Origin of the sequence: Geodermatophilus amargosae, assembly GCF_041028265.1 — a bacterium.
Lineage (GTDB): Bacteria > Actinomycetota > Actinomycetes > Mycobacteriales > Geodermatophilaceae > Geodermatophilus > Geodermatophilus amargosae_A.
Genome location: NZ_JABGCW010000009.1, coordinates 168,884 through 186,315 on the forward strand (window position 1 = coordinate 168,884; position 17,432 = coordinate 186,315).

14 protein-coding genes are annotated in these 17,432 nt (G+C 74.5%); 3 read left to right on the forward strand and 11 right to left on the reverse strand.

Translation table 11 applies throughout. From position 1 onward, the window contains the following. Positions 1–15: 15 nt before the first annotated feature. Complete coding sequence (locus HLV61_RS12195) at positions 16–1,245, reverse strand: class I SAM-dependent methyltransferase (protein ID WP_369255709.1); 1,230 nt, start codon at positions 1,243–1,245, stop codon at positions 16–18. A 122-nt stretch (positions 1,246–1,367) separates the two neighbouring features. On the opposite strand from HLV61_RS12195, the gene HLV61_RS12200 reads away from it, so the two are divergent. Continuing rightward, positions 1,368–1,955, forward strand: a complete 588-nt coding sequence (locus tag HLV61_RS12200; protein ID WP_369255711.1) for a dTDP-4-dehydrorhamnose 3,5-epimerase family protein — start codon at positions 1,368–1,370, stop codon at positions 1,953–1,955. Here the strand turns inward: HLV61_RS12200 and HLV61_RS12205 are convergent. Continuing rightward, positions 1,905–2,975 carry a glycosyltransferase family 2 protein gene (locus tag HLV61_RS12205; RefSeq protein WP_369255713.1) on the reverse strand — a complete coding sequence of 357 codons (1,071 nt, stop codon included), beginning with the start codon at positions 2,973–2,975 and terminating at the stop codon, positions 1,905–1,907. The two genes, HLV61_RS12200 and HLV61_RS12205, sit on opposite strands and share 51 nt — an antisense overlap. Positions 2,976–3,727: 752 nt before the next feature. Here HLV61_RS12205 and HLV61_RS12210 point away from each other — a divergent pair. Both HLV61_RS12210 and HLV61_RS12215 read left to right on the forward strand, forming a co-directional pair. After that, positions 3,728–5,020: a polysaccharide pyruvyl transferase family protein gene (locus HLV61_RS12210; RefSeq protein WP_369255715.1), complete on the forward strand. Its 1,293-nt coding sequence runs from the start codon at positions 3,728–3,730 to the stop codon at positions 5,018–5,020. Then, complete coding sequence (locus HLV61_RS12215) at positions 5,017–6,123, forward strand: glycosyltransferase (protein ID WP_369255717.1); 1,107 nt, start codon at positions 5,017–5,019, stop codon at positions 6,121–6,123. The genes HLV61_RS12210 and HLV61_RS12215 overlap by 4 nt, the downstream gene beginning before the upstream one ends. 15 nt (positions 6,124–6,138) lie before the next feature. Here HLV61_RS12215 and HLV61_RS12220 read toward each other — a convergent pair whose 3' ends face one another. From HLV61_RS12220 to nrfD, 9 genes are all read right to left on the reverse strand, one after another. Beyond that, positions 6,139–7,494, reverse strand: coding sequence for a glycosyl hydrolase family 28-related protein (locus tag HLV61_RS12220; protein ID WP_369255719.1), 1,356 nt, complete (start codon positions 7,492–7,494; stop codon positions 6,139–6,141). Between the two features lie 58 nt (positions 7,495–7,552). Beyond that, the gene (locus tag HLV61_RS12225; RefSeq protein ID WP_369255721.1) at positions 7,553–8,875 is read right to left on the reverse strand and encodes a Wzz/FepE/Etk N-terminal domain-containing protein; all 1,323 of its coding nucleotides are present in this window, start codon (positions 8,873–8,875) and stop codon (positions 7,553–7,555) included. Further along, entirely contained in the window at positions 8,872–10,356 is a 1,485-nt protein-coding gene (locus HLV61_RS12230) for a hypothetical protein (RefSeq protein WP_369255723.1), read from the reverse strand. The genes HLV61_RS12225 and HLV61_RS12230 overlap by 4 nt, the downstream gene beginning before the upstream one ends. Positions 10,357–10,407: 51 nt before the next feature. Then, positions 10,408–11,412, reverse strand: a complete 1,005-nt coding sequence (locus tag HLV61_RS12235; RefSeq protein ID WP_369255724.1) for a CgeB family protein — start codon at positions 11,410–11,412, stop codon at positions 10,408–10,410. Then, complete coding sequence (locus HLV61_RS12240; RefSeq protein WP_369255725.1) at positions 11,409–12,695, reverse strand: lipopolysaccharide biosynthesis protein; 1,287 nt, start codon at positions 12,693–12,695, stop codon at positions 11,409–11,411. Before HLV61_RS12240 ends, HLV61_RS12235 begins: the two co-directional genes overlap by 4 nt. Then, positions 12,685–13,863, reverse strand: coding sequence for a glycosyltransferase (locus HLV61_RS12245; protein WP_369255727.1), 1,179 nt, complete (start codon positions 13,861–13,863; stop codon positions 12,685–12,687). The genes HLV61_RS12240 and HLV61_RS12245 overlap by 11 nt, the downstream gene beginning before the upstream one ends. After that, the gene (locus tag HLV61_RS12250; protein WP_369255729.1) at positions 13,860–14,912 is read right to left on the reverse strand and encodes a glycosyltransferase family 4 protein; all 1,053 of its coding nucleotides are present in this window, start codon (positions 14,910–14,912) and stop codon (positions 13,860–13,862) included. Before HLV61_RS12250 ends, HLV61_RS12245 begins: the two co-directional genes overlap by 4 nt. A gap of 158 nt (positions 14,913–15,070) precedes the next feature. After that, positions 15,071–15,907 carry a glycosyltransferase family 2 protein gene (locus HLV61_RS12255; RefSeq protein ID WP_369255731.1) on the reverse strand — a complete coding sequence of 279 codons (837 nt, stop codon included), beginning with the start codon at positions 15,905–15,907 and terminating at the stop codon, positions 15,071–15,073. A 464-nt stretch (positions 15,908–16,371) separates the two neighbouring features. Then, positions 16,372–17,427, reverse strand: coding sequence for an NrfD/PsrC family molybdoenzyme membrane anchor subunit (nrfD, locus tag HLV61_RS12260; protein ID WP_369255733.1), 1,056 nt, complete (start codon positions 17,425–17,427; stop codon positions 16,372–16,374). Positions 17,428–17,432 lie beyond the last annotated feature (5 nt).

Genomic DNA, 17,432 nt, shown 5'->3' on the forward strand with positions numbered 1-17,432 from the left:
CTCCCCTCCGATGACCTAGAAGACCTCGAGGCGGGGCAGCGCCACGACGAGCCGGCCGCCCCACGAGCGGACCGGGTGGAGCTGCGCGGAGATCTCGTCCCTGAGGTTCCAGGGCATGATCAGGACGTAGTCCGGTCGCGCGTCCGCCAGACGCTCCGGCGGGAGGACCGGGATGTGCGTGCCGGGGAGGAACCTGCCCTGCTTGAACGGGTTCCGGTCGACGGCGAACGCGACCTGGTCGGCGCGGACACCGCAGTGGTTGAGCAGCGTGTTGCCCTTTCCAGGGGCGCCGTAGGCGACGACCGTCTCGCCGCGCCGGGAGCACCCGACGAGGAACTCCACGAGGTCGTCGCGCACCCGCGCGACCGCGTCGGCGAAGCCGGCGTGGCCCTCCAGGGAGTGCAGTCCCGCCGCCGCCTCCGCGTCGAGCACGGCCGCCACGGCGTCACTCGGTGGCCGGGCCCGGTCGGCCGGCACGGACCAGGTGCGCAGGGACCCGCCGTGGGTCGGGAGCTCCTCGACGTCGACGACGACCAGGCCTGCCTCGGCCAGGACCCGCTGCGTCGTCAGGAGGGACAGGTACGAGTAGTGCTCGTGGTAGATCGTGTCGTACTCGTTGCCCTCGATGAGCCGCATGAGGTGCGGGATCTCGATGGTGACCGTCCCGTCGCCGGCCACCAGCCGCCTCAGGCCCCGCGCGAAGTCGACGATGTCGGGCACGTGGGCGAAGACGTTGTTCGCCACGACGAGGTCGGCGGCCCCGTGCCGGGCGGCGGCGTCGCGACCGGTCGCCTCACCGAGGAAGGCCACCTCGGTCGGGATGCCCTTCGCCACCGCGGCCTCGGCCACGTTCGCCGCGGGCTCGATGCCCAGCGCGCGGATCCCCCGCTCGACGACGTGCTGGAGCAGGTACCCGTCGTTGCTCGCCACCTCGACGATGAAGGAGTCCTCCCCCAGCGACAGGCGGTCGACGGCGTCCTCGACGAAGGTCTTGGCGTGCGCGACCCACGAGTCGCTGTAGGAGGAGAAGTAGGCGTAGTGGCTGAAGATCTCCCCGGCGTCGATGTAGGCGGGGAGCTGGACGAGCAGGCACCGGTCGCAGATCCGCACGTGCAGGGGGTAGAAGACCTCGGCGCTGTCGAGCTGGTCGGCGGTCAGGTAGCTCTCACAGGGCGGTGACATCCCCAGGTCGACGAAGGTGTGGGCCAGCTCCGCGCCACAGAGCCGGCAGTTCGGTGCGCTCATGGTCGTGACCTCGACGTCGGAGGGACCGGATGGGATGCTCGCCGCAGCCGACCCGGCTGGGCGTCGCGGGCAGGGCCCGCCTGGCTGTGGCTCGCGGCAGCACACCCTCGGGAGGGCGGGCCATGCGCTGGAGCTCCACTCGCATCTCCGGCGTCGTGGAGTTCACGCCCACGCCGCACGTCGACGAGCGGGGGTTCTTCAGCCGGACCTTCGACGCCGACGTCGCGCGTGAGGCGGGGATCGATCCTGACGGCTTCGTGCAGGACAGCATGTCCCGCTCGCGTCGCGGGGTGGTCCGGGGCCTGCACGTCCGGGTGGGCGAGGGCGAGGGCAAGCTGGTGCGCTGCTCCTCCGGCCGGGTCTTCGACGTCGTCGTGGACCTCCGCCCGGACTCCCCCACCCGCGGGCAGTGGCTCTCGCTCGTCCTCGACGGGGAGAAGCAGAACTCGGTCTTCATCCCCGCCGGATGCGCCCACGGCTTCCAGGCGCTCACCGAGCCGGCGGACACGGCGTACCGGATCGACCGCCGCCACGACCCGCGGGAGGACCTCACGATCGCTCACGACGACCCCTCCCTGGACATCCCCTGGCCCCTGCCCGTCAGTGCGATGTCACGGTCGGACGCCGGTGCGCCGCCCCTGGCGCAGCTGTCGGCGGCCCTAGGCACGATCACGGCCCGAGCCGGGACGAGCGGGCAGCCAGAGAGGTGAGCCCCAGCCGAGGATGCGCTGCCGCGCGCGGTGTCCGCCCTCGGCGAGCCGCTGCTGGAGCGGGTGCAGGCGGGTGAGCAGGCCCGACGGCAGGTGCAGCAGCAGCAGGACGGCCCCGGCCCGCAGGGTGGCCCGCTGCGCGTGCGCGTACCGGACGAGGCGCCGGGCGGCGTCGACGTCCCCGTCGACGAAGGACCACCGCGCTCGGCGCAGTGCCCGGTGGTACCGCAGCCGGCGCACCGGGGTCTGGGCGATCGAGCGGTGCTGTGGGTCACCGGACTGCTCGGCGAAGACCTCGAACGTCCGGATCAGGGAGCGCTCGAACTCCTCCAGCTTGCCGGGGTCCCGCGACAGCGAACCATCGCGCACCCGGTAGCGGGCGATCCGGTCCGGCAGCAGGTGGACCTCGAAGTCGCGGGCGAGCCGGAGCCAGATCAGGACGGATTCGTCGACGTCCTCGACACCGGGCTCGTAGCCGCCGACCGCCTCCCAGGCGTCCCTGCGGATGGCGCCCGTGTAGTACGGGACCCGACCCCCGAGGACGTCCTCCACGGTGAGGACGTCCCCACCGTCGGCAGGCGGACGGGAACCCAGCGACTCGAGGTAGCTCCGCAGGGCGGGCCGCTCGTCCCCGTCCAGCACGAGCTGGGCGTCGCAGCCCACGGCGGCCACGGACGGATGGGCGTCGAGGTGGTCGAGCACGGTCGCCGTGAACTCGGGCATGACCTCGTCGTCGCTGTCCAGGACGCAGAGGTGGTCACCGCACGCGACCGCCGCCGCCGCCATCACACCGCCTCGGTAGCCGCGGTTCTCCTGACGCACCAGCCGCACCCGCTCGTCCCGTGAGGACCTGCGGACGATAGACGCGATGGTGTCCGAGTTGCCGTTGTCCACGACGACGAGCTCCCACGCGGGATGGGTCTGTGCCAGGACCGACGCGATGGTGCCGGCGAGGTAGTCCTCGGTCCGGTAGGCGGTGGTCAGGAAACTCAGCCGCGGCCGTCCTCCGGCCGGGCTCATCGGTCACCGGCCCGCGGCACGCCCGACACGCGGGTGGCGTACCCGGCCCCGCAGACGCCGCTCCTCGGAACTCCCCCGTGCGATCCCACTCGATCCCCCGCCTGGCGTGTGGCACCCGGACACCGGCGCACGTTAGGGACGAGCCGGGTGCGGTTAGGCCGGCCGGTCCGCGGCGATCGGCCGCCCGGGCGCGCCCCCACCGGCTGTGCCGACGCGGTGACGGCGGTCACTCTGGTCCGGAGCCCCGGCGTGACCGGACGGCGACCCTCGGTCGCCGCCGCGGTCGACCGCCGGTCCCGGCGCCGCTCGGGTGACGACCGCGCGGACCCCGCGCGACGGGAGTCCTCCCCACGCGGTGTGCGGACCAGTACCTTCCGACCGTCAACGCGGGGGAACACGGTCGCCGACGGTCTGCTCGGCCGTGACGGGTGGTCCCCTGCCGCCGCCACCGCTGCGGTGGCGACGACTCGTCGAGGCGGGGGCTCACCAGATGAAGGCCGACCACGCCCGGGGGCACCACCGTGTGCCCGTCACCGCGGGCTCTCCCGCCCGCCCGTCGCACGCCCCGCCGCGTTCCGCCGACCGGGGACGGCCCGGGTGACCGTGCACGGCCGCGCGGTCCCCGTCCGGGATGCGGACCGCGACGGGTACGTGCTCCCGCCCACGGGTGGCGGGGCGGCCGTCCGATGACCAGCACCCGGGGGCGGCCGACCGGGTCGGGGGACCGCCGCAGCGAGCGGAGGACCCGGCCCGTGCGGGTGCTCGTGGAGAACGGGGAGTACTGGGTCAACAACAAGGGCGACCAGGCCATCCTCGACGTGTCGGTCCGGCGGTTCGTCGAACGGTGGCCCGCAGGGCGCATCGGCGTCCTGACGTCGGCCCCCCGGCTGCTCCAGGCCTACGAGCCCACGGTGGAACCGGTCCGGTACGAGCGCGGCGGCGCCTGGACCGGCCGGGGACCGGTCGGGATCCCGGGTGTCGCAGGCCTGCTGGAACGGCTGGGTCCGTCGAGGACGGGCCCGCTGCTCAACGGCTGGGACGCCGTCGTCGCCCGGGCCACCCGCATCCGCCGCCGCCCGTCGCCGCCACCGGGTGGGCCGCCCGCGCTGCACCGCGACGGCGGGACGCTGCCCGATGCACTGGCCGACGCGTCCGGGGTCCTCGCCATCGGCGGCGGATACCTCACGGACGTCGACCGCTTCCAGGCCGGCCGGACCCTCGACCTCCTCGAGTACGCGACCACGCGGGGCATCCCGACGGCGATGCTCGGCCAGGGGATCGGGCCGCTGGAGGACGCCGCGCTCCGGGAGCAGGCGGCCCGCGTCCTGCCCGCCGTCGGCCTGATCGCCCTGCGTGAGGGGCTGCGGGGTCCCGGCCTGCTCCACGGGCTCGGCGTGCCCGACGACCGGATCGTGGTCACCGGGGACGACGCCGTCGAACTGGGTCACGGGCTGCGCCGGGACCGACCGGGCGCGGCGATCGGGATCTGCCTCCGCGTCGCCGACTACTCACCCGTCGGCACGGCCACGCGCGCGGCGGTCCGCCGCGGACTGCAGGCGGCCGCGCTCGAGCACCGGGCTCCGCTCGCCCCCGTGAGCATCTCCGAGCACGGTGCCGAGGACCGGCGGGCGACGCTCCCCCTCGTCGAGGGTGCCGCCGGGGTCCTGGCGGTCCCCGGCCGCTTCGCGTCCCCGCGCGAGCTGGTCGTCCGCGTGGGGGCATGCCGGGTGATGGTGACCGGCGCGTACCACGCCGCGGTCTTCGCGATGTCCCAGGGGATCCCGGTCGTCGCCCTCTCGAGTTCGCAGTACTACGACGACAAGTTCGAGGGACTCGCCGACGTGTTCGGCTGCGGGCTCGAGCTCGTCCGCCTCGGGGCCGACGGCGGCGGTGCGGAGGAGCGGCTGGTCGCCGCGCTCTCGCGGCTGTGGCGGGAGGCACCGGAGCTGCGGGGCGCACTCCTGGAGAGCGCATCGCACCAGATCGGGCTCAGCCGCGCGGCGTTCGAGCGGGCGGCCGCACTCGTCGAGTCCGGTGGACCGTGACGCCGCGGATCGCACTGGTGCACGAGCGGTTCACCGAGGTCGCGGGGTCCGAGCACGTCGTCGAGCAGCTGTCCGCGCAGTGGCCCGCCGCGACGGTCCACGTGCCCTTCACACGACCGTCCGGCGTCCCCTCCGGCATCGGCCCGCTGCGGACCACCCGGCTGGACCAGCTCTACCGGCTCATCGGGCGCAGGACGTACGCACCGCTGACCCCGCTCATCCCGGGCGCGTTCCGCCGGATGGGGCTCGACGGGGCGGACGTCGTCGTCATCAGCCACCACGCCTTCGCCACGCAGGCGGCCCTCGCCACCTCGGCGCCCACGGTCGCCTACGTGCACACCCCGGCGCGGTGGGCGTGGGACACCTCGATGCGGTCCGGAGAGGCCGGCGGGCGGCTCGGCGCCTGTGCCCTGCGAGCGCTCGCCGCCACCACACGCCGCGGCGAGCTCGCCGCGGTCCCCCGGCTCACCGCGATCGTGGCGAACTCGACCGCGGTCGCCGACCGCGTCCGGCGGTGGTGGTGGCGGGAGTCCGTCGTCGTCCACCCGCCGGTGGACACGGAGGCGTTCACCCCCGATCCGGACGTGCCGCGGGAGGACTTCTTCCTGCTCGCGGGCCGGCTCGTGCCCTACAAGCGACCGGAGGTGGCGATCGCGGCGGCGAACCGCGCCGGCGTGCCGCTGGTGGTGGTCGGGGACGGGCGCAGCGCCGAGCAGTGCCGGAGGCTGGCCGGCCCCACGGTCCGCTTCGCCGGGCGGGTGCCGCACGACACCCTGCTGGACCTCCAGCGGAGGGCGCGAGCCCTGCTCATGCCCGGCGTCGAGGACTTCGGCATCGTCCCCGTCGAGGCGATGGCGTGCGGTACGCCGGTGATCGCGCTCGGCGCCGGCGGCGTGCTGGACAGCGTCCTCCCCGGCGTCACCGGGCAGCTCGTGCCGGCGTCCGCCTCCGACGAGCGGGTGGTCGGGGACTTCGCGGCCGCGCTCGCCGGCTTCGACGGAGAGGACTACGACCCGGTCCGCATCCGCCGGCACGCCGAGACCTTCTCCCGCTCGACCTTCCGGCGGCGCATGCAGGACGTCGTCGACGGTGTGCTCGGCTGACGCCCACCCGGAGCCTCAGGTGCGAGGTCGGTCGTCGCCCAGGGACGTGGTGCGCAGCGCACCGTCGGAGCCGACCGACACGCGCCAGTAGCCGCCCTCCTCGTCCTTGAGGACCAGCCCGCCCTCGGGCCGGTCGGAGAGGAACGCCCCGGTCGGCAGGACCGCCGCGACCACCGAGCCCGTCGCGTCCCGGGCCTCCATCAGGTCGCCGCCGCGCGGCCCCGGCCGCAGCGACAGCGGCCCGGCGAACTGCGCCCCCGTGACCACGCCGCGGGCGGTCACGCTCCAGCCCGAGGGGAACGCCGCGAGGTCGACGTCGTCGGCGAAGCCGGAGATCAGGTTGACCGCGGTCCCCTCGGGGCAGTGCCGCGGATCGATCCGCAGGGGGGTCGGCGGTGACTCGACGTCGGGGTCGAAGAGGACGTTGGCGAGGTAGGGCTGGCGGCAGTACACGAGCTCGAGGCACGTGGTGCGCGCCGCCACCTTGCAGTTGACCAGACCGAACTGGGCAGGACCCCCGCGGTCGGCGTCCCCGACCGAGAGCGCCACGTCGGAGCCCTCGAACCACACGTTCGTGATCCACCAGTCGTTGGCCGCCCCGTCGATGCGGACGTGCGTGCTCGTCGTGTTCGGGTCGTTGTCCGACACGAACTCGGAGTTCACGATCGACAGCCCGGCGTTGTGGTCGTTCCCCGTCCCCAGGACACCCACGTGGTTGTTCGTGAACTTGGAGGCGGTCACGTAGTTCTGGATGCAGGACGTGACCAGGCCCGTGCCGAAGTTGTTGATGTCGCAGTTGACGAAGGTGGTGCCGCCGGTGTCGTCCGAGAGGACCACACCCCGCTGGCCGGTGTACCGCGGGAAGTTCTCGTCCAGGTGGTTGCCGCGGAGCACCACCGAGTCGAACGAACAACGGAAGCAGGCCGAGAGCGAGACGGCGGAGGCATCCGGCTGGGTGACCCAGACGCCGAACCGCTGGAACCCCACCCGCTGCCTGTCCCTGAGCGCGAAGAGGGTGCCCGTGCCCTGGTGGACGATGGTGGTCGCGTCCCCGCCGTCGCCGATGACGACCGAGTGGTCGGGCAGGTCCGGCCACTCCGAGACCAGGTACTCCCCGGCCGGGAGGTAGAGGACCACGGGCCCCTCTGCGCCCGCGTAGGCCTCCGCGATGGCCGCGGTGTCGTCCGCGACGCCGTCGCCGACGGCACCGAGGTCCCGGACGTTCCGCGCCGGCAGCGGCACGCCGCGCGCCGTCGCCGTGGGCCCGGTCGGCCCCGGATCGGACGAGGTGCAGGCCGCAGCCAGCGGGAGGGACACGGCGGCGCCCAGGGTCACGCCGAGCCATCGGCGCCGGGACACGCTCTCGGACATGCTCTCCCTGCTCACTCGGAGGACCTCGGACGAGGCGGCCCTGGGTCCTGCGGTCGGCTCAGGACGCATACGCCGCCCGACTGTGCCGGGGGACGGTCCCGTGGCCGGCACGGACGCCGGACCGCGGGGCCGGGGCGAGCGCGACCGCGGCCACCAGGGGGACGCCGGCGGCCGAGAACGCCTCCGCCGCCTTCCGCGCCGCGGGCAGGGTCGTCTCGCCGAGCCCACCCGCGACCACGGCGCCCGCGCACCGCCAGGACGCACCGAGTGCTGCGGCATCGGCCGGGGCCGGGGCCGTGGCGACGACGACGTGGTCGTACTTCTGGCTCAGCTCCGCCAGGAGAGCCGCGAACCGTTCGGAGTCCAGCAACTCGACCGTCCGCGCATCGGCGGCACCCAGCGGCACGATCGCGTGGCCGTCGTCCGTCTGACGCAGGACGGCGTCGAGCCGGGTCGTCCGCCCGTCCAGCCAGTCCGCGACACCGGGCTCGGCGAGCAGACCCAGGGTCGCGGACGGCCCCTCGGCGGACGTGTCGGTGTCCACGAGCACGGCCTTCATGCCGGCCGCGTCCAGCGACCTCGCCAGCCGCAGGCCCACCTCCGGCTGGGAGCGCCCGGAGACGCTCGTGACCAGCAGCGTCGACGGACTGGACAGGCCGGGTCGACCGGTCACGGTCCGGCGCAGGCGCGCGTAGGCCGGACTGACCTCCGGCTCGCCGGCGCCGACGGCCACCACCGGCGCGGCGAGCGCGTCGCCGAACTGCTCCGGCGTGCGCACCCGCCGGTCCAACCGGTCCCGGACGAAGGCGGCCAGCACGCCCAGCGCGAGTCCCGCGACGACCCCCAGACCCACGATCTGCGTCGCCGGCCGGCCCACCGGCGACGTCGGCAGCGCGGCCGCCTCGATGACGGTCGCCTCCGCGGCCGGCGCCGCGCCGACGACGGTCGTCTCCATCTGGGCGACCACGTCCTGGAACTGGGTCGCGAAGGCCTCGGCGAGGGTCTGCGCGCCCTCGGGCGTCGGGTCGGTGGCGGTGATCTCGAGCAGCGACGTCGCCGGCGGGAACGTCACCGAGACCTGGGACCGCAACGCCTCCGGGGTGGTGTCGAGCCCCAGGTCGGCGACCACCCGCTCCGCCACGGCCGTCCCGCCGGCGACGCGGGCGTAGGTCGTCACCCGCTGCTGGGCGGCCAGGCCGCCCTGGTAGGCGTCGTTGACCGAGGTCCCCGTGGCCATCGAGACGTACATCGTGGTCGTGGCGGCGTACGCCGTGGGCGCGGTGACCGCGTAGGCCACCGCGCCCGCCACGCAGACCACCAGGACCGCCACGGCGACCCGCCAGCGGCGTCCCAGCAGGTGGATGAAGTCGGTCACTGTCATCGCCTCGATCCCAGCGTCGTCTCGGGTTGACCGACGCCGGGGTCACGGGCGTCGGCGGGGTCGGTGGGGAGGGCCGCGTCACGGGTTCCGTCACGGGTCGCGGCAGGGGTCGTGACAGGGGTCGTCACGTCGGTCGTCACGTCGGGGGTCGCGGCGGGGGTCACGGTGGGAGTCGTGGCCGGTGACCGCCGGAGGAGCCGGAGCGCCAGGTCGACGGCCCAGACGGCCACGGCGAGCTGGAGGCCCTTGCCGACGACCTCCATGCTGCCGAGGAACCCGCGCTCACCGAGCACCGGCGAGGTGGCCACGAGGACACCGAGCACGATCACCAGGACGTACCGGGAGTGCAGCGCACGTGCGGAGAGCACCAGCAGGGCGAAGGTGAACAGCGCGACCAGGACGATGCCGACGTGGCCGCCGAGCACGAGGCCCTCGCTGATGCCGCCCTCGGCGAGCGAGACCGACACGTTCGTCATGTCGACGGAGCTCCCACGGACCTGGCTCGCCCAGGCGGTGCCGGAGTGCAACTTCTCGCCGCTGAGCAGGGTGGCGGGCACCAGGCTCTCCCACGCCGCGGTGAGGACCTGGTCGACGGTCAGCCACGGCCTGCCGCCCATGAAGTAGGCGTCGGTGGCGGCCTGCAGCAGGTCGAACCGGCGGAGGATGCTGAGGAAGGGCTGCACGAGCGGCGGGTACTGCACGTCGAGCGCCGCCGCCGCCGCCTCGGCCTCGTCCGTCAGCTTGAAGGACTGGAGCCACCCGAAGCCGGCCAGCCCGACGACCGCCAGGCCGACCGCGGCGAGCGTCCGCCGCCGCGTCCAGCCGAGCAGCGCGAAGCGGATCGCGACGGCCAGGGCGGCGGCCATGACCGGGCTCTTGGACTGGATCGAGATCGCCCACACGAGCTCGACGACCAACAGGCCGCCCAGCACGAGGGCGGTCGTCCGGGCATGCCGGAGGCGCAGGAACAGGATCAGGCCCAGGCTGCCGAGTCCGCCCAGCCCGGCCACCAGGTCGAGCACGGGGTTCGCGCTCTGGACCTCGCCCGCGGACGCCGCCTGCCCGGTGAGCAGCGCCGCGGCACGGCCGAGGTTGCCGATCAGGTAGACCGCCAGCAGCGTCCTCACGAGGTCGGGATCGGTCCGCACCGGCGGCGGGGACGGCCTGCGCCGGGCCCACAGGGCGTACGCGACGACGACGGCGGCGTACACCCACAGTCCGAAGACCACCGGCCGCAGTGCCTCGCTGATCCCGTGGGGGAAGCCGATCAGGGCGAGCCGCTGGTCTGCGAGGTCGTCCCCGTAGCGCGGCTGCGGCTGCACCCACAGCAGCACGAGCGGCCGGGCGGCATAGGACAGCGCCCAGTAGGCGACCTGGCCCAGGAGCAGCACCCGGGCGACCCCTCGCACGGTGAACGCGGCGACGGAGATGGTGACCAGGGCCGCGACGACCCCGCCGATCATGCTCAGTGCCGCGAACATCAGCGATGTCCTCCCGGAGCCGGAACGGGCGGAGGGTAGCCCTCCGCGGCGTCAGCCGAGGGCCGCGACGATCTCACGGGCCCGATCCACGTAGGCGTGGCCGCTGCCGGTGATCCGGCGGTGACCGCGTGCAGCGACCAGGCGCGCCTCGCCGGGGTCCGCCTCGCACCGGCGCAGGACCTCGTGCAACTCCTCGACTCCGGAGAACAGGAAGCACTCCGTCCCGTCCTGGAGGAGTTCTGCGTGCTCGTCGGTGCGCTCGCCGACGAACAGGCCCCCGGCGGCGGGCACCTCGAAGGTCCGGCAGGTGTGCGTGTCCCGGTTCTCCGAGTTCAGCAGGACGAGGTTCGCGGTCACCTGCGCCACCACGGCCGAGAAGTGCTCGCCGTAGACCGGTCCACCCACCGTGGCGCCCGTCCGGTGCAGCCCGGGACTCCTCCGCCATCCCGGGCCGCGCACGAGCATCCTCGCGCCGTAACGCCGGGCGAGCGCCGTCGTCGACGCCCGTCGGTCGGGCCGGCACGCGCCGATGAAGCCGACGAGGTACTCGCGGGGCTCCCGGCGGGCCACGGGCCGGTGCCACGCGGGGTCGTAGGCGCTGAGCACGAACGTCACCGCCCGGGCCCCCCGCCGCACCAGTTCCGGGACGTTGTGCCGCTTCGTCGTCACGATCATGTCCCAGGCGCGCTCGTGCTCGAGGTAGTCGGGCGAGGTGTTGCCCGGGTTCGAGACGTCGTCGGGGCTGTAGTGCACGTGCAGCCGGGACGGTGTCGTGAGCAGGCGCGGCTGGTCGAGGTGCACGGCGTTGAAGGCGAGGAGCAGGTCCGGCCGGAGGGCGGCGGCGGCCCGTTCGATGCGTCGGTGCACCGCGTCGACGTCCCAGGGGGCGCGCCGCCCCGTGGCCTTCGCGTACGCCCACGGAGGGGAGAGCCTGGTCGGCAGGGTGACCGGGGTGGAGTCGACGACGACGACGTCGTGCCCCGCCGCGCGGAAGCCGTCCGCCAGGGACCGCGCGTTGCTGCCGATCCAGTCGTCGCCCACGAAGAGGACCTTCACGGCGCGCTCCTCCCCTCGGCGGGGGCCCCGGCGAGCACGGGCACCGGCATGGCCGCCCGCCGGTCGCGCACGACGAGGCGGCGCATCCGGTACGCGTACCAGAGCGCGACGGCGACCTCGCTGCAGACGGTGCCCCACACCAGCGTCCAGACCGAGTGCGTCATCGTCGCGGCCAGCAGCCAGGCACCCGCGACGGCGGTGCCGATGATCCCTCCCATGAGCACGCCGGTCGTGTCCCGGCGGACGGTCAGGACGGCCGTGACGACGAACGAGGTCAGCGCCGCCGCGGGCAGGATCAGCGCCTCGACGCGCAGCAGGGCCACCGAGTCCGTGAACTCGTCGCCGAAGACGAGCCCGATCAGGAGGGGCGCCGAGACCCACAGCGCCGCCGAGACCGCGGTCGCGAGGCCGACGGTGCAGAGGAGCGCGAGCGTCGCACGGCGCCAGAACCGGTCGTCGTCGGCGACCCGGGCCATCCGGGGCAGCAGCGCGAAGCCGATCGGGTCGAGCATCGACTGCAGGGCGCGGACGATCCGGTCTCCGGCGGAGAACAGCCCGAGCGACGCGGCGTCCAGCACCGATCCGTAGACGGTTCCCGAGCCCTGCCCGTAGCTGGCGATCAGCAGGCGCGAGGTGAGCAGCGGTGCCCCCATGCGCAGCGTCGGCAGCAGGTCGTGCGGCCGCTTCGGCCGCCCGAAGTGGCGGGTGGTGTCCCTCCAGGTCAGGGCGATCATCGGCAGCGCCGACACGAGCAGGCAGAGGAGCGCGACGACCGCGTTCGGGTGGCGGGGGAGCAGGAGGACCAGCAACCCGAGGTAGACCACCCGGCCGACCGCCTGGTAACCCATCGAGGCGGCGAACCGGCCCTGCCCGATGAGCACCCAGTCCTCGGTCATCGAGTTGAGGCCGCCGGCCACCAGCCCCAGCAGGATCATCGTGACGACCGCGCCGGCCTGGAGGACCAGCCCCACGGCCAGGGCGCCGGTCAGCAGGGCGAGGATGCCCGCCCGGATGGCCAGGTAATTGCCCCTCAACTGGTTCGCGTCCGCCTTCGGCAGCATCGCGGACAGGAACTGGGCGATGCCGAGGTCGACCAGCAGCGAGCCGATGAAGTACGCCGACATGCCGATCGACAGCAGCCCCAGGCCCTCGGTCCCCAGCAGGCGCGCCGACAGCGGCACCGTCACGGCCGTGACCAGGTACTGCCCGTACTTGCCGAAGCTGACGAACCCGATGTCCCGGACGACGCCGAGCAGCCGGAACGACGCCGCGTCACCCGACACGGCGCGCCCGCTCCCGCACCGCGGGGGTGCCGACGACCTGGTGCAGGAAGGCGGCCACGTCGCGGGCGGCATCCGCGACCGTGAACCGCCGGGCCCGCACCGTCCCGGCGTGCGCCAGCCGCTCGCGCAGTTCCCGGTCCCCGAGGAGCTGCTCGAGCGCGGCGGTGAGCTGCTGACGGTCCCCGCCGTCGACCAGCAGGCCGCTGACGCCCGGCTCGACGATCTCCGCCGGCCCTCCCGGCCCCGTCGCGATGACCGCGCACCCGGCGGCCATGCCCTCCACCACGACCTGCCCGAAGGGCTCCGCGAGCACCGAGCAGTGCACCAGGACGTCGGCCCGCCGCATCTGCTCCGCCGGGTCCTCGACGTGCCCCGTGAAGGTCACCGGGAGGTCCAGCCGCTCGGCGAGCCGCTCGAGCTCCGCCCGGTACGGCTCCTCGTCGAAGAAGGTCCCGCCGACGAGCAGGATGCGGGCGGGCCGGACCCGCAGCCCGGCCGCCGCCTGCAGGAACAGGTCCTGCCCCTTCCAGGGCGTCAGACGGCCGACGACGGCGACCACCGTCCGATCCGGCGGACGCTGGGGCTCCCTCGGCCGGGGCTCGATGCCCTCGACGCCGGGATGGGCGACCAGGGCCGGGCGCCGCCAGGTGACCAGCTGGTCGAGGGTGGCGCGGCTGTTGGCGACGTAGCCCGCGGCGCTCAACCAGCCCAGGGCACGGACGGCGGTCGCCAGCAGCCACCCGAAGTACTCCCGCGAGACCCTGTCGTGCACGTGCCAGACCAGCGGGACACGCGCACGCCGGCTCGCGACCGCAGCCATCAGCAGCGCCTTCGTGCTCTCCGCGACCAGCACCGAGGCGCCCGTGCGCCGGGCGAGCGCCCCCAGGTGCCAGCCCAGTCGCACGAGGTGGACCAGACCGGTGGCGAACCGCAGGACGTTGCGGGTCCGGATGGTCATCGCGCGGCTGCGGAACCGGCCGACGAGGAGCTCGGCCCGGATGCCGGCCTCCCGGGTCCGGGCCAGGACGGGCCCGTCCTCGGAGAAGGCGGCCTCCACCTGGATCGTCCCCTGCGCGGCCAGGGCGCGCATCAACCGGAGCGCGGCGAGCTCGGCCCCCGACGGGGCGGCGGTGTGGAGCACGAAGAGAGCTCGGACGGGCGCGGTCACAGCAGTTCTCGATAGAGCTCGGCGTGCTCGTGCGCGGCGGCGCGCCAGGAGAAGGTCTCCGCGTGCGCGCGGCACCGCTGCGGGTCCGGGACGTCACCGCGCAGGGCACGGTCGATGCGGGCAGCGAGGGCCGGCCCGTCGCCGGGTCGCACGACCAGGGAGGGATCCAGCCCCCGGACCGCATCGGGCAGCCCGCCGCAGTCGGTCACGACCGCGGCACGTCCGGCGGCCAGCGACTCCAGGGCGATCAGCCCGAACCCCTCGAGCGCGACCGAGGGGACGACGGTGACGACGGCCCCGGTGTAGAGGCGACCGAGCGTCTCGTCGTCGACGGCGCCGGTCAGGCGCGCCGTCCCCGCGATGTCGGGCCGGGCAGCCCTCTCCCGCAGCGATGCCTCCTCGCTCCCGGTGCCCACGACCACGAGGCGCGCCTCGGGGTGCGCTGCCCGCACGGCGGGCCACGCGTCGAGCAGGACGTCGATGCCCATCCGGCGCTCGAGGCGTCGCACGCAGAGCACGGTCGGGGGCCCCTCGGGCGCCGGGACCACCCCGAACCGCCGGAGGTCCACGCCCGGTGGGATGACCCGGACCCGGTGCTCGGGCACCCGGTAGGTGTCGACGAGGAGGTCACCGAAGTGGCGGGAGAGCACCACGTACCGGTCCGCACGGGCGTAGCGGAGCCGCTCGAGGCCGTACTTCACCGCCGCCCCGCGGGAGCCGGCCATGCGGCTCTCCGCCGCCCACGGTCCGTGGAAGTGGACGACCAGCGGGTTCGCCCTCCGCGCACCGGCTGCTGGTCGGCCGTAGAGGCAGAAGTGCCGGTCGAGCACGTGCGGCTCACGGGCGGGTCGCCGCTCGGTGGACGCGGCCAGCGCGCGGCGCCACGTCGGGCCTCCGACGGGCCCCCACGACGTGCCGCCCGGTGGCGGGGCACCGAAGGCCGACGCGGACACCGTGACGCCCGGCAGGTCCCGCAGCGCTCCGAACAGGTCGGTGAAGTACCGGTTCAGGCCACCGGGGGTCGTCGAGAACCACTCCGAGCCGGTCATGTGGACGCGGACGTCAGGAACAGCCGGGTCGGCGCTCCCCGATCCCCGGACGGGGTGGACCGGTCGAGCGGCACGGGGTGCCACGACGTCACCTCCCCGTGCCTGCGCTGCGCGCGCGGGCCCGGCGACGCTGCCGGACCCCCGGGGGCGGGTCGTCCTCACACCCGCTCGACACGCCTCGCGAGCAGGGAGCCCGCGCGGACCCTGACGCGCTCGAGGCCCGCCCCGACGAGCCGGGCGTCACCGGCGGCGACGTCGCCCCAGGTCACGTACCGGGGGTGGTCGGACCGGAGCCGGTGGTGGAAGCGCAGCATCTCGGTCAACTTGCTGAGTGACGAGCTCGTCGCGCACAGGTTGAAGGAGGAGGAGCGCCACGCAGCCGTGCGCTCGCGCATCCCGTGGAAGCATCCCGAGGTGGCGACGCGGGCGAACAGGTCGACGTCCATGGGGAACACGAGGTCCCCGCGGATGCCGCCCACCCGGTCGAAGTCCGCGCGCCGGAACATCGCGGCGGCGGTCGGCCCGAACTCCGCCGGCCCTCGCCGCACGATGACGCGCATGAGCTCGCGCGGCCCGACCCGCCCGTCGAGCCCGGGCAGGCCGAGGTCCTTCTCCAGGACCGCCCCGTCCTCGCCGATGACGTCGAACCTGGAGGACACGATCGCGACCGAGGAGTCGGCCAGGATCTCCGCCTGGGCCGCGACCGCCCCTGGGGCGACGAGGTCGTCCGCGCAGACGATCTTCACCAGCTCGCCGGTCGACAGGCTCACGAGGCGGTTCCAGTTGTCCCCGATCGGCAGGACGGACTCGTTGCGGTGCACCGTGATGCGGGGATCGGCGAAGGACCGCACGATGTCCCCGGTGCCGTCCCCACTCGCGTTGTCGAGGACGACGACCTCGAGGTCGAGGTCCTGCGCCAGCACCGACCCGAGGGTCTCGGCGACCGTCCGCGCCGCGTTGTAGGCGGGGATGCAGACGGAGACGGAGCGGGTCATCGCTGTCCCCGCCCCGTCCGGGTCCGCCGGTCGGACCTCGGCGCGCGCGGGCCGAGAGGACCCCCGTCCCGGCTCGGGCCGCCGCTCGCGCCCCGGTCCCGTCCCGACTGCCCCGTGCGCTCGCCGTCGACGTCGGCCGCATGGCGCTCGACTCCGCTGGACACCCCGACCCCCCGGTCCTCGGCGTGCTCACCGAACCGACCGGTGGAGCCCCCGACTACGCCGTTTCCTCCTGGGTTCCTGGACCTTGGGGGCACGGCGACCGGGGGTCAAGGGGGACTGCTTAGGCTCGTAACTCACTCGTCCCCCAGTGGTCCGGAGTGCGTTCCTCCCCGACCCGGGAGGACGAGGGCCTCCGGGTTCCCGGCCCCGGGCGGACGAGGGGACGGCAGCCCCGTCAGTCGTGTCCCGTGCGCAGTGGTGCTCTGCCCCCGTGGTGGGGGCAGAGCACGACTGCCCGCGGATCAGCGGGTGACGGTCGGGGCGTGCCCGTTCTGCCGTGCGGCCTCCTTGGCGGCCAGCCGCTCGCGCTGCGGGACGACGGTGTACTTCGGGTCGCGGGCGGAGACCATGCCGGCCTCGAAGACGCCGAAGCGGGTGAGCAGCGACCCGGCCGCCAGCAGCGCCCCGGCCACCACAGCGCCGGCCCGGTTCCGGCCGGCGGCGACGGTCAACACCGCGCCCGCCGCGGTGCAGCCCCTGGCGATCCGCAGCAGCGTCCCGGGCCGGCCCTCGTGGTAGGGCTCGCTGACGATGCCGTGCCCGCTCTCCACGCGGTGCATGACGGCGAGCTCGATCGCCGCGCCGGCCACCGCGGCCCGCCGCGAGGGCCCCGCCTCGGCCACCGGCGTGAACGCCATCGTCACGCCGCCGCCGGCCGCCAGCGCCGACCCGCCGAAGACGAACGGCAACTGGTCGTGCGCGGCGTGCCACGAGGGCACCGCGGTGTTGGCCAGCAGGACGGCGGTGTACGTGGCCAGCGGCCCGCCGAACAGCGCCGAGACGATCCCGCCGAAACGCTTGAGCCGCGGGAACCAGCCGAGCATCTCCACCGCGGCCGTCGCCCCGGCGGCCGCGCCGAACGGCGCCAGGATGTACGAGCCGACCGACAGCGGCGAGGTCGGCTTGAACACCCGCAGCATGTGCAGGAAGCGCTCGGGCCGGCCGAGGTCGTGGATGAGGAAGACCACCGAGGCGACCGCCCCGCCGCCGGCGGTGTAGCGGGCGGTGCGGGTCAGCGAGGGCCGGCCCGTGACGTCGGCGACCGCGGCGAGGATCGACGACGACCCCGCCATCCCGCCGAGGAACAGGTACAGCGGTACGTCGGGGGACTTCCACACCGGCGGCTTGATGATCGGGCGGCCGTAGTAGGAGGTGAACTCGGCGTCCTCGACCATGGGGACCTCGCCCCCGCGGCCACCGCGCCGTCCCCCCTTCCGGCGCCGCTTCGCCCGGTTCTCCGCCGGCGGGCCGTCGGCCCGCCGCCAGCCCGCCCCGGGCGTGGCCAGTCCCTCGGTCACCGCTC